This window comes from Aliagarivorans taiwanensis DSM 22990, from assembly GCF_000429505.1.
Lineage (GTDB): Bacteria > Pseudomonadota > Gammaproteobacteria > Enterobacterales > Celerinatantimonadaceae > Aliagarivorans > Aliagarivorans taiwanensis.
In genome coordinates, this window is record NZ_AUBZ01000058.1 from 1 (window position 1) to 13,190 (window position 13,190).

Here is a 13,190-nt window from a genome sequence, read left to right on the forward strand (position 1 = left end):
CACCCAATGAGTCAGAGCGAAGGTACTGGCTTGAATACAAAACCGTGGCCAATTTAACTTGACCACTACACTAAGTCTGATGACATCGCCTCACTATTCCAGAACAGTCGGTTAAATTGGGCATTGCCATCCGCTGCAACTATTGCAAACTCAGCCACTTCGTCGAAGGCTTCCGTGCCTGTGAGCTCTAAATCAATGAACTTGAATTGGGTGTCGTTTCGTCGCTGATCAGGCTCTCGATAAGCATGCCCAGAACGAGTGGCCTCTGACCGGGTTGCTTCACCTGGCGGTTGACTAGCGGGCGATTTGGCTCGCGCCTGCTGCTCCAACAAGGGTACTTCGACCTTTAAGTGCGTAAGGTTGCTATTACGCCGCAATGCGTTTACCGACGGTAGCGTTATCTTGAACGTGTTTACAAAGTTCTTCACCAGATGCAGGTGCAAGGCGCGCTGTTCTCGAAAAGAAGGGCCGGTGTGATCGGATAGGTATTGTGAACGCCATTGGTCAAGGTGGCTTCTCCACACCGTTTGGGTGGCCGCTAGCGCGCTTTCATGGTGCCTATCTTCGTCGCTTAACAGCGCGGATACCGCGGTTGTAATCAACGCAATCAGCACGCCGTACTGTCCGTTATATTGGCCACCCACGGTCACCGTTGGGAGTCGAATCGTTATCGCGTTGTTTGCCGTCATTCTGCTGCTCCGTAGCAACCTGAGTTGTATGAAAAAATTCGCGTTTTCATTACCTTTACTGCGCTTCAATGGCATCAATTTAGGTAAACAATAGCATTGCGCTTGACTAATAGCAACAATACCCTATACATTGTATTGTATTGTACAGATAAGGATATTCGTATGTATCAACAGGTAGAATCCAATGTGCGCCATGCTGAGATGGCGATGACAGCGGCTCAAGTTTCCTTTGATTTAGCAAAGCTGGTGGGTGTGTTGACTCGCAGCTCTTTCGTTCACTGTTTAACAGTGCCACCAAAAAGTGATGGTATTTTCGCTTCTCAGAAAAACGCCGGTGAAGCACTTAAGGAGCGAGCTCTCAAAGTATTTCGTACCGCGGTGCTGTATTTACATCCTGAGGGATTGTGCAGTGCACAGATTGAGGAGCTGGACCTTTCCTCCTTGATCACCTTCTGCTCGGAACAGATCCGCGTTGAAGCAAACTGTTGGTATGCAGCATCCGGGGCGCAGTCTGCAACCTTGCCAGCGTCTTCATTTAGACTGCAATTCACCCGACAGCAACTCTCAGCAGATGGTGAGTTGGGTTGCCTAGCTCAAACCATGCGGGCATTGGCCAGGTTAAATTTACGTATGGAGGCGGCAAAGGCAGTGCGTGAGGATGCGAACCAGCAGCGTATGTTTCAGGTAAAAGAACTGTTCTGTGCCATCGAAAAGTATCTAATTGCCTGTTACACCCTGACCGCTCCCAATTCAACGCCATCGAGATTTCAAACGATACTGCAAGTGCTGATGGCTAAGGTCTCCGGTGATTACCTCGCCACCGGGTATCCACATGATCTGCTTGTTCACACGCTCGACGACATTCGCGAGAATGGTAGTTTGTGTGTAAAGGCCAACCTAGACTATTGCTCTGTGTGGACCAGTAGTGAAGCGCAGAACGCTGACGCCCACCAGATCGTCTTAACGGTGTAGTCCACCCATAAAAGGAGCCTACTTTGACACGTTCAAGCATCAGTGCTGATCAGCAGTCTCGATTTATGACAATGCAGGAGCTGTATGAAAAGCTGCCGGCGTCCGAGCTGGTAAATAGTCATTACTACCGACCGTTCGTTGATGCGCTTGGTTTGTCGACAGAGAGTGAGCTTCTTGAGCAGATCGCCCTCGCGCGCTCCAATAAGGGAAAGCAAAAAAATCGCACAGCGTTAGCTATCACTTGGGTCCTGTTAGTGCATCACCATGAGATGCAAGCGCTGTGGCTTAGTCAGTGTCTGCAAGATCCGAGACCCTGGTTTACTACTGAGCCATTGGTGTCCTCAGCATTTAATAAACTGTTGCAGGACACAGTGGGCTCCCATCCGAGCTATCGGACAAAGGCATCTATAGCAAGCTTGCTTGGTATGTCGGCCTCGACGCTTCATAAGTACCTGCATTTGCCACCAGGTATTGAGTTCGGGACCCGTCTAAGTCATTCCATTCGCATGGTACTCAACCAGCATCGCGTCTAAGGGAGCGTGCGCGCCTTACACCAGATAGTAACAATCGTCAGCATCTGTAGATAAATGAGGCGCTCTTGCTGGCCGGTGCTGAGTGATTTGCTCGCTCGCTGCTGCATGTCCATGAATACCGCATAGAGACTCTCCACCAGCATCATCCATTGCCCGATGAGTTCGGCATCACTTGCTTGCAGTTTACGCTGGCTGGCTGCCTTGATCTGGTTGATTTTACCCCGCCATTGCAGCCGCATCGCTTTCGCACTCTTGCCCGCCGTATTGTGCAGATTGGTCTGCTGCGACCAGTGAGCTAGCTTAGTCAGGTTGGCGCGTTGTCCTCTTAGAGCAGCCAGCATCGCGCTGTAATCTGTGCGATTGTTTTTACCCGCGGTGACTTCGGGGATCTGTTCACTCACGTACATTGTCAGTTTCGACATCATGGCCATCAGAACGGGATCTTCATGTGTTGCTTGCTGGGGTTTAAGCTTCATTCTATTACCTGTACTCAGTGACTTGTTGCCCGCGCCGCTTTTCTCTGGCGCAACGACACACTTCTCAGTTGCAAACCGCTTACGGTGCTTGCAATACACCCGTTATAAAGTTTACGATACCAAACTATACAATATACATTGTGTTTCATCTTTTTCAGCAATTTGTTTAGTTTATGGTCCTAGGGAGAGGTTTATGACCAAGCCACGTTCAAAAACACCTGAGTTACTCAAGGGTGTAATCGATGACGGCCACTTCAACACTAAAGGCGTTATTTTGAAGGACGGTCATCTGCACCGATTTTGCCGCCCTACGTTGATTTCAGAAGGCCTAAATTGTGGGTTGGAGGGCTTTCAAGATCTCGCAAATGGAGAATATGGTTACCATACCTTGGTCGATGATGAAGAGTGCTATTTCACCGTTATGGATGCTGAGCGCCACGGTCAAAGGTACTACAAGACCGGCAACCTTAACTATCAGACCAGTGCAGCGAACCGCGTTATGATCCATCATATGGCGAATGTTATGGGCCTTAATGCGCCCAATAACATCCTATGCACGTCAACGCCTATCGAGCGTTACATCGTCAATGGAGAGGTTAATCGAGGCTACCTGAGCAATCGAACCAAAAACATCACACAGCCGGTGCAATGCCATAATGGTGCGATTCAATTGAAGTCCCCCATCTCTGAACATACGGAGATGCCAGAAGGTTACGCTGCTTATTTTGACATGCTGATTAAAATGAACATCTCCAACGGACGAGTGACTTCCTTTACTAAAAATGAGTTGGTGGCTACTCAAGATCTACTGTTTATCGACATTGGTGGTCAAAGTATTGATATTGCTATCGTATCGCGAAACAAGTTGACCGCTGATAGCTTCTCAATTGAAGAAAGCGGTATGCTGGCGATCCATGATTTCCTAAGAAGCGCGTTACGTGATTATCGTTCAAGCTATGCGACCGCTGAACTTAACCGTATCATTCAAACCCGAAAATTCCAGCCATCACTAAGCAGTGAAAATGTTGTAGATGTCTCTGATGTCGTCAATAAGGCAATTCACTCTACGCTAACGTCGGCACTGACAAGAATTGAGCACTCCATCAACTTTAATGATTATCATGGAGTGTATGGTTTGGGTGGCGCGATGGATCTGATCGGCAAAGAAATCCAAGCGCGGATCCCTAATCTCACCATCATGGATGACCCGTTGTTCGCCAACAGTATTGGTGCGCTCAAATACCTCGAAGTCATCTATCGCCCAAGTAACGAAGACTTGCTGCAAATGGTGCTCGAAGCACGACGGGCCGCATAGGCTGAGGACGGTCTATGCGAATTCGCGCGCGACTTAACATTCCACATACACCACGCCGTGCTGATACGTACCAGCAGCTCAGTGAGAATGAGTTTCGAGATGTACTCAATGTAGTGGGGGCTTGGCTACTGGATGCGCATTCATCTCGCCCAGAGCAGTCTTTACTAGAGACCTACCATGAGCTACTGGCGCACCGCGCTCTCTCTGCGGGAGCGGTGAGCTATCAAGTGGTCAATCCGCAAGTAGAACCCCAGAAAGAGCTGTCCCCAAGCAATGCTCAGGACGCCGCTCAAGATGCGCTACCTGGCGGTGAATCTGCAGCTGATGACGTCATTCACATTGAGGGGAATTTTGATGACTTGGCGGGCGGTTTCATTCAGTAATTCACGGTAATTCCACTTAACCCTATTGCAGGACTCTACTGGTATGAATCACTTATTTCCCCTACTGCGACGCCGGCTTTCTATAGCCGGAGTTTTGTTGGCGTTAATCGCTTCTCCAGCTCATGCGTGGGCGCCAAATGTCCAAGCCATGATATTAGACCAGGCCGCAAACCGAGCGGATATCCAACAGATGAACAACTTTGTTGTACTGCTGAACCAATTGCGGGAGACCTTTTCGGCACGAGAGGCGGCGACCCTAGAGGGTACTGCTGGATTAAAGATTGGCTCATACATGATGCTGGTCGACTACTGGCGCCAGCACTCTTTACGTGAGGTGCTGCAACCACGGGGCATAGAATTGACCGCTACCGCTCTGAATGACGCGGGGATCGCCCCAGCGCTTGTCGATTTACCAATGTATCAGTTCGCAGGTCTTCCGCTTGCGGTCGATGCGTTGCGTCAATGTCAAAAGCCCAACAACCTCGCCAGTGATTACCATCAAATAGATCTTCTTACCACTTTGACGCGTCTTCGGCGGGTGGTAGATGACCATGTTTACAACGCCGCAGGGAAAGCTGCGCTGCTGATCCTGTATTTTGATGCATACAGCCGGCTTCACTTACCTACGACGACCCATACGTTTGCCGACAACCAATGTGTCAGCGACCTTCATGCCCAGCTAAGTTGTGCGAGTGATTGGCTGGTGGAGTTCGGCATCGACCAAGCCACTGAAGAGTATTTACTGCGAAGCCAGCGCCGCATGGAGGAGCTCACGAATGTCCGGCCGGTCGTTAGGCAAACCGCTGCAGGTGTGATTTCTTGCCCGCTGTCTATCTCAACCTTTCTCGCCAATATGGCTGGATTAGGACCCACGACAATGCAGGGGATTGTCTCATCATCGCAGGCCTTGTTAATACGTCAAGGCAGCCACTTGCTCTCTTTGTCAGAGCACACGGAGGTGAGTAGAGTGGTTAAAGAAAATGCGGCGTTGATTGAGCTGGTCTACTTTCCGACGCAGTTTTATCAGCGTCACCCCGGCATGGACCCGGCGCGTCACGTGGTGCGCATAGAAAATCAGTACTTTTATCGTGTTCAATTGGCCGCATTGCGATTGGTAAACTTGCTTAACGAGGAGCCGTTGCTCAATGACATCACCAGCAGCGCTAATTAGCCCTGGCTATCTAACCAATGCCGGCGATGTCTCTGAGCTACTAGAGCGCAGCAGCAGTTTTCGTGCATTCGTTGCAAATAGTGAAAAGTCCTCGCTAGAAGCGCTGATCCAAGCTTGTTTGGCGCGTATAGACCAAATAGATGTTCTCACTGATGGACTTGAGCAGGCGCTACCGATCGAAGATAGGGTAGAGGAGCAAGCCGTAGCGTTTACCGCACTGAGCTCCCCGCTCCCATCAGACGCTTTTGCATCCAAGCGCTGTGCTATTCCTTATATCGCGACGTCGGGGCGTATTAAAATCTGGAACGGTGAGGGCCGCCCGCCTAGTTCATTAGTTCAGTCCAGTAGCAGTAGCCTAGACGCGGCCGAACCACGAATTCACGCAATACGCGCTAAGAAGACGTCCGCATCCGATTCACTGACTGAGTGGAAATCGCAATGCCAATCAGCTCAGTGCAATGCCTCAGGCTTTCACTGTCCTCGAGAACTTTGTAAGGCGCTTGTGCCACTTCGAATATTGGGCGTGTTACTCCTGTGTAATGGACAATCATTGCGAATGGTCTCTCGCCTGTCGGGATGTCGCGAGGCAACATTGTCGCGCCACGTTCAATCGCTGGGCGAGCTGGGTTGCCGGGTGGATGTAGACCGGGGGCGCTTCACGGTGTGTTCGGTTGGGCCTTTTTTCAAACACAATCCCGAGCCACTCATCTCTGCAGCATTTCCCTTGGGAAGAGTATGTATTAATGACAAAATCTTTCGATTGTACCGACACGACCAAACCGACTGACTTACTGAGTATCGGTTTGGATGGGATCTTAAAGTACCCTGAGCTCTCACCGTATTTTCTGGCGTGTGAGCAATGGGTGGACGTCGCCGCTCCCTCGTGGAGACGGCAAAGTTGGCTGTCACCACAGCCTTCCGAGACGCGTTTGATGCTTCAATTTTTACGTCATGGCTTAGTCGCAGTGACCACCAGCCTGTGTGAGTTCAGCTGTTCTCCCATTGATCAATTGAAAGCATCGCACGTTTTTGCATATCAGCATGCGTTATTAAAATGCGAGCGCGAACAGCAGTTGGCATTCAAGCAACTGGATATCCAGTCATTCACCTCAAACGATCCCGGTAGTCAGTTGGCGCTTTATCACCGTAAACGTGCTGCATTGTTCTCATTTCGGGGGTACCGGAGTGTCATGCGAGCGCTATTGGAGTTCATTGGTAAGCTTCGTCAAGCGGACGGCAGCTCAAGAGGCGTCGGTAAGCTGAATACTGATTTTTCGCCCCCTTACCCACCGCCTTCCAGTGGGCTGATTTGTGTCAGTTGTGGTCACAAAGGCTACCTTCATCGAGATGGGCAAGACTCGGTCAAGTGTAGGAACCCTAATTGTTCAAGCATTGCTTTGTACTGTCCTGCGACTCGACTGCCCCTAACGCTTTTGAGTCCGAAGTCAGTCGCTGTTACCCAGCAATGGACGCAACTGGAGTCCTTGCTGCTGAACCGTTACTTCTTACTGGTGGAGATTATGCAATTGTTCTGCACCGCGTTGCCACTGTCCCGTCTGGGGGCAGCGGTAAGCTTTATGGGGGCGCAGCAGTTGAGTGACCTGCCGGGTTTGTTGGAGCGACTGGAAACCCGCGGCAGAGAGGTTGGGCACATCGCATCAGGAGCGCTGGGCTCCGATGCGTCCACGTTACTGACCGCATCGGAGATCGGTATCAATAACCGTTACTTTGCCTTATACCATGCCCTATCAGAGCAGTTGGGTCCTAACACTATCAGTAATATGACGGTATTTAGGGCGCAAGCCGCTTGACCACGGGTACTACCAGGTGCGATCTTCGGCACCTAGTCCTTTCGCGTACAAACGAGGCAGGATCAGAGGTAGCCATGCAGGAACAGGTTTGGTGTGACTGGTTGACTCAAGGTGTTTGCCCATTGCGCCAATGTCTGCAGTTGCTAAATCATTGACGGTAAAGCGCAAGCTGCGCAGCAAAACAAAGAACGTTGGGTAGCTCATGGGATAGCGCACAAAGTACTCAAACGCTCTGGCAACCAGCACTTCAATCAGTTCTTTCTCGCTATTATCAATACCTGCATCAAATACCGTGCGCGGTAATAGATCGCGATAGAGCAGCATCATCAAATCCACCACGTCCAAGGAGAGCTCCTTGCGTACACCGGAAGTTGTAATCACCGACAAATTCAGAGCAACAGGCAGTATTGGGGGGCGGATCATACGATTCACGTCATGCAGTGATAGCGGCTTATCCATGCCCTGCGGGCCACTGTCAGGCAGCGATTGGCATTTGAGTAAGTATTTCTTGCTCATATCCTGCGATGTACCTTGAGTCGTCCCGCGAGGGAAGTCTGTTGGCACTTTTTGGCGATGACTGTGCAATGCAGTGTACAGTTTATCGCTGCATCCGCGCAGTGAACGATAGCAAACCAGGCTCTGCATTAAGTACGTCATATAGAGAGGGTGTTTTCGATCCGCATCAAGCGCTTTTCGAAGCATCGTCTCAGTTAAGCCCAGCTGAGAAACAAGACGTGCTCTAGGGATCTTGAGCTGAGACATCAATGATAAGCACTGGTCGCCACTTAGAGGGTGCTGCTCCAAAGCCAGCTGAGATATGCTTTTTACTTCACCAAATAGTTCATTACCAATGTGCTCTCCAGCCTGTTCGGCCACGGAGTTAACAACCGCATCTTCTGCAGTGTACATCATCGTTGGATTGGTTGAGTGAAGCTTCAGATATAGTACCAACCAGCAGGGTTCCGATACCGCAGTGCTGGAGTGCGCTTGGGTTGCATTGCCAGGAGAGTCCGCGTAAACACATGCTTGGCTAAAGAAGTTCAAGCGTAAGGAAGATATATCCAAATCACGCCGCGCGCTTTCGCGCGGTTCGCCGTCTTGTGAATAGCTCATGCCGCACCTACTTTTTTAATGAGGGAACTAAAGCGAAGCGCTTGCTATCAAGCAGCGCTGCGCTTTGTATATAGTATTACGAAAATATTATGATGTTGCCAATTCTATACCCTATCGTGGGTGGTTTGGTAACTTTTTTACGAGTTGGCCGCCATGGAGACGATTTCATCTTCACTGAGTTCGCTGGCCATAGGTTGGCTGTAGGCATTAATTTGGTTGATAAGGCGTTGGTACTCCGTTCCGTCGGGAAGCATCGCGATAGCATCAGACAAGGCAACGACAAATGCTTCGGCTGGGTCGTCGTGCCCCAGTTCACTCGCTAACTGCTCGGTTATCATGTCCAAGTACACATTAAGGCCGTTCTCTCGCTGGTCAATTACCGCCTCAAGGCCTTGTTTACGCTGCCCATGAGGCAGGCTGTGAACAAAAGAATCCGGGTCATGCCCCTCGGGCATTGACAGCGCAGATATTCGCCGGCTTCCAGTTAACTTTGGCAGCGCTCTCTGTAGCGCGTCTAAGGTAGCCTTGCTACCGGCCTTATCGCCGTCATAAGCAAATATGAGCTCATCAGAATAAGAAAATAACAGGTCCAGTTGCTTGGCAGATATCGCGGTACCGCAATTGGCGACAATGTAGGGGTTGCCAGCACTGTGAACACTGATTACATCCATATACCCTTCAGTGACGATGATGTAAGGTGCTTTCTCTGCCCCTTCAGCATCTAGCGCTACCGTGAGTTCGTGCATGCCATAAAGCACTTCGTTTTTGCGATACAATGCTGTTTCGGGACCGTTCAGATATTTGGGTTTTCCATCGCCGAGCAGGCGACCGCCAAAACTCAATGTGTCCCCGTTCACGTTCCGTATGGGAAACATTAGTCGCTCTCGGAAGCGATCATAACGCCGTCCCTTGTCAGTGGCGATCATGAGCCCGGTGGCTTCCAGATCGCCGCCCAATAACGCACCTATATTGCCATTAGCCAAGTCTCTATATTGCTGATAGTTCTTTAAGAACACACTCGACTTCAGGGGCTTTCCGAGGTTTTGCCAGCCATTAGGGGCATAGCCAATGCCAAAGCGCTTGATGGTCTCCGCAGTCAGGCCACGCTTCTTTAGATACGTCATCACTGCACTGTCGGGTTGTTTGCTTTCCGATAGCAGATAGTAACGGTAAATATCTTTAACCGTGCCAGTAACTAGGGTTAGTGCTTCTCTGTCTATTGCCATTGGCTCTCCGACTGACCTCAATTGATACCTAACCAGGTGTCACCAACTCGCAGCAGCGTATTAATCCCAGTGACGCCATTCACTTCAAATGCCTCTGCGGTTTTGAGATCGGAGCCGCTCACTCCTGCCGACACTTGCCCTAGATGACGGTATCCGCCTGTTCGTTCTACGGCTAACACTTCAACACCGCCGCTTTGGCCAAGCAGGATCAGGTGACCATTTTCCGAGCTGTCATGCTTGTCCGTATCGAAAGTTTGCTCGGTGACAATGCCAATGCTGTCACATTGATAGGCTTGGGTGCCATTGACCCTGACCAGAAAGTCTCTCTGAAATACCGGTTCTTCCTGCCCTCCCCAGAGATACAGCTCCAGATTGCCGTCGGCATTGCAAATGCCCACCATGACCAAGCCGTTTGCAAAGCTATTGATAGCAAAATCGGTGACGCTCTCCGCGAAATCTATGAAGTTACTCTGCCACTGGCCGTGTCCAGCATGATAACGGTGGATGCCAACAGAATAGTCGATAGGCGTATCAGGATTGCCATCACTTATGTTATTCGCGATGAGCTCAACGCCGGCGATAAAAGAAGCAGCCAGTTGATGGTTATAAATCGCGCTTATTTCAGGGTGGAGGTATCGGCTCTCAAGCAGCGTCCTAAACTCGTTGTCAATTGCAGAGGAAGGGTGCGCCCCCCAAGAGCCATCATCACGCATCGATGCCATGCCCATGACGTATTGGTCCCGGTCCTCGTAACGACCAAAAACTGGGGCGTCAAGTGGCGCGCCGAGGGAAGGGATCACCTCAGAAATGTGTGTAAAGATCTGCAATAAAAACCAGAAATCGCCTTCGTCTCTAACTTTGATTGCAGAGGGGTCACTGGGTGTGTGAGTGGCCAAACCTGGTCGCTGCCCCCAGCGTTCATTGATGGTGCCATAGTATTCGTCGGGGTGTAGATCGGTATAGCGCACTTCGGATAGTGCCTTCACCTGCCCGTTATTCAAGACCACATGATGATAGGCGGACTTGCCCGCGTAAGACGTTTGAGCAGTTTCTTCAGGATGGGAGGTTGGCTTGGTGGCTACTAGCACTGATTCTGTCTGGTCGAAACCAGACCACGCGCCTTGATCGTAGATGTAACCCCCAGAGGTTTCACCGCTGATCCCAAGTATGCCGACATCTTGCCCTAGCCATAGCGTTGAACCAAAGCTCTCTATTACGTGAGGGTTATGAGGCCACCTAGTTACCAATGAGGTCGAACCATTGCCTCCTTCCACCAGCACGGAGCCAGCTGATACCGGTGTCAAATTCGTAAGATTGGCTTTGACAGAGCCTGCGCTATTGGACAGTGCGACATTACAGAAGACGGGGTTCCCCGAATCTTTGCTGATATAGGCGCATGCCCAGTCACCATTGTGTAGTGGAGTGTAACGATAGCTGGTGGCGCTATGGGGAACTTGATCGCCGCTTGCGCCGTTGGGGAACCAAGGAGCAATAACACTCGGCGACGTTGTCGTCGTCGCATAGCGGCCTGACTCTGAATACTCGCCATCACTGGTAATCATGTCCCCTCCTCCGCCGGGCATACTGGGTAGGTTAATGTCCCAGCCCCCTGTGTTTTGGTTGTACACCCATTCCCCAGAGTCGAAATCCGGTGTCCCTCCACTGTTAATGATGGAGTTGATGTGCGAAGAAACATCAAACACAGCCTCTCGATAACGCTCCAGCGTCATGTCATCGAAATGACAGCAAGTGGCGTCAGATGGCAAGGCCCGCCTTTCTAGTCCTTCTTCATAGAAAAACAATGCCGGTGCATTACTGGAGTACCAGTCATTGAAATAGTCGATATCACCCACGTCCACTAACTGATCCTGCAATTCGGCCTCAATTTCAGTCACGCTTTTGCTTGGGTTGTCTACTAAAGCTTGGGCAATGTACGAGGTCCATGCGCTAACTTGGAACTGAACATCAACACTGGTTCGGCTATTAGCCGTGGCCAAATCCAGCAAACCTGCAGGATACAGTAACCATGCGTCCTCGCTTGCAAGCGTGGTCGGCAATGTCGGATGGATAATCTCGGTGACGTTGGCCACTACTTTTACTAAAAACAGCTCGCTCGGCGCTTTACTGAGAATGGCGTCCAGCGTGTCTCCTTGCAGGCGTCCTTTGCTGTCGGTCAGTCCAATGAGCTCGCTTGGAGCTGCAATATGGTCTCCGTTATAGTCAAAGTACACTTCTGCTCGATACGCTACACCACCGCTGTAGTTGACCACCATGGTATTGCTGGTGGGTGAAGGCACTCCCTCGCTAGGGGGGGTCTCCTTGTCAGTGCCATCCTCGGGCAAGCACCCGGTGATCGCCAACACGGTAATCACGAGCGCGGACATCGCATGAGCCCTGAAGCGGACCATTGCTTTACGGTAACTATGCATTCCTAATATTCCATCCCTAATGATTCTAAATCTTCTTTAATTTCTTGCAGATCCAAGGTGAGCCCATCTTGGTAGTGGAAAACAGCAGCGTATGGCGCACACGCTTCTTCAAAGTTCTTCCTCACTGTTGGCGATGGGTGGTCCGTCACAAACATGATGGGTGGCAGCTTTTGGCCCTCATCCAAGTTGTGTTCGACGTAGTCAAACAGTGGCGGACTGCAATAAAGGTCGGTACCAATGACGACAAACTCGACCTTTTTTTCCAGCTCATCGAGGCAAATAGCCAAGCTGTTCTTGAGTGGATTGGTGTAGTCAGTGCCCCCTCCGCCCAGCTCTTCTAGTTCTTCTCTAACTTGCTCTCGGTTGTCTTCATTGAGTACCCAGTATTTATCCTTCACATCCACGTCAGCTGGAAAGATTATGATCTCAGCAACGCCCGCTTCGGCGTCATCGGGGTCTACTGCGCCAAGTGCCTCAGAAAAGAGTTTGTTGATAAACCCGCGGTCCATCGATCCAGATGTATCAATCAGAAAAATCCCACAGCCTTTGGTTTGGTCGCTGTCTAGGTACACGCCCTCAGATAGGTGGGGGCTGTCAATGAACTCAGGAAGGATCACATCTTCGGTAAAATACAACTCACTGGATTGACCAGGCTGATAATTGTGTTCATCGATCCACACCTTCCAGTCAATGTGACTTACTTCGTCGAGAGCAAGTTGATTTCGGTAATAACTCCCATCGGTGCCAGCTCGCGTCATGCGTTGCACGTCTGGGGGTAAATTCTGATGAATGACCGTCATCTCGTTGATGGCATTGATAGCGTTGAGACGGTTGTTCTCTTCCATTGCTATCAGCTCTTCAGGCGTACGTTTCATCCCAAGCATTGCTTGCTGATCTTCACTGAATCCAGCTTCTTGCATCAGCGTCTGCAGTTCTTGGGGTGTGATGACGTGTTGATCACTCTCATCTCCCCCCGCAACGAGCACATCGGCGATCTTGTCACCAATTGAGGGTTGACCGCCCTGTTGGGGTTGGCCGCCCTGCTGGGGTTGGCCGCCCTGCTGGGGTTGGC

The 13,190-nt window shown here is 50.7% G+C and carries 12 protein-coding genes; 6 read left to right on the plus strand and 6 right to left on the minus strand.

All coding sequences use genetic code 11. The features are described 5' to 3' along the window. Positions 1–65 precede the first annotated feature (65 nt). Entirely contained in the window at positions 66–689 is a 624-nt protein-coding gene (locus G462_RS0119355; protein WP_026960449.1) for a hypothetical protein, read from the minus strand. Between the two features lie 162 nt (positions 690–851). Between G462_RS0119355 and G462_RS0119360 the strand changes: the two genes are divergently transcribed. Both G462_RS0119360 and G462_RS0119365 read left to right on the plus strand, forming a co-directional pair. Then, entirely contained in the window at positions 852–1,661 is an 810-nt protein-coding gene (locus G462_RS0119360; protein WP_026960450.1) for a hypothetical protein, read from the plus strand. Between the two features lie 23 nt (positions 1,662–1,684). Further along, on the plus strand, positions 1,685–2,194 hold the full coding sequence (locus G462_RS0119365) for a hypothetical protein (protein ID WP_026960451.1): 510 nt from the start codon (positions 1,685–1,687) through the stop codon (positions 2,192–2,194). On the opposite strand, the gene G462_RS0119370 is transcribed toward G462_RS0119365, so the two are convergent. Beyond that, positions 2,191–2,670: a hypothetical protein gene (locus G462_RS0119370; RefSeq protein WP_026960452.1), complete on the minus strand. Its 480-nt coding sequence runs from the start codon at positions 2,668–2,670 to the stop codon at positions 2,191–2,193. The genes G462_RS0119365 and G462_RS0119370 overlap by 4 nt on opposite strands. 193 nt (positions 2,671–2,863) lie before the next feature. Between G462_RS0119370 and parM the strand changes: the two genes are divergently transcribed. From parM to G462_RS0119390, 4 genes are all read left to right on the plus strand, one after another. Continuing rightward, complete coding sequence (gene parM, locus G462_RS0119375; protein ID WP_026960453.1) at positions 2,864–3,985, plus strand: ParM/StbA family protein; 1,122 nt, start codon at positions 2,864–2,866, stop codon at positions 3,983–3,985. Between the two features lie 14 nt (positions 3,986–3,999). After that, positions 4,000–4,368, plus strand: a complete 369-nt coding sequence (locus G462_RS0119380) for a hypothetical protein (protein ID WP_026960454.1) — start codon at positions 4,000–4,002, stop codon at positions 4,366–4,368. A gap of 190 nt (positions 4,369–4,558) precedes the next feature. Next, positions 4,559–5,539, plus strand: a complete 981-nt coding sequence (locus tag G462_RS0119385; RefSeq protein ID WP_157378691.1) for a hypothetical protein — start codon at positions 4,559–4,561, stop codon at positions 5,537–5,539. A 1,433-nt stretch (positions 5,540–6,972) separates the two neighbouring features. Further along, complete coding sequence (locus G462_RS0119390; RefSeq protein WP_157378692.1) at positions 6,973–7,350, plus strand: hypothetical protein; 378 nt, start codon at positions 6,973–6,975, stop codon at positions 7,348–7,350. 9 nt (positions 7,351–7,359) lie between these two features. Here G462_RS0119390 and G462_RS0119395 read toward each other — a convergent pair whose 3' ends face one another. The 4 genes from G462_RS0119395 to G462_RS24700 all read right to left on the minus strand — a co-directional run. Beyond that, positions 7,360–8,463, minus strand: coding sequence for a hypothetical protein (locus G462_RS0119395; RefSeq protein ID WP_026960457.1), 1,104 nt, complete (start codon positions 8,461–8,463; stop codon positions 7,360–7,362). Between the two features lie 137 nt (positions 8,464–8,600). Then, positions 8,601–9,689: a DNA primase gene (locus G462_RS23475; RefSeq protein ID WP_051326878.1), complete on the minus strand. Its 1,089-nt coding sequence runs from the start codon at positions 9,687–9,689 to the stop codon at positions 8,601–8,603. Positions 9,690–9,706: 17 nt separating this feature from the next. Beyond that, positions 9,707–12,118, minus strand: a complete 2,412-nt coding sequence (locus G462_RS0119405) for a hypothetical protein (protein WP_026960458.1) — start codon at positions 12,116–12,118, stop codon at positions 9,707–9,709. Positions 12,119–12,120: 2 nt separating this feature from the next. After that, positions 12,121–13,190, minus strand: a 1,070-nt coding sequence (locus G462_RS24700; RefSeq protein ID WP_026960459.1) for a hypothetical protein, incomplete at its 5' end; no start/stop codon positions are given.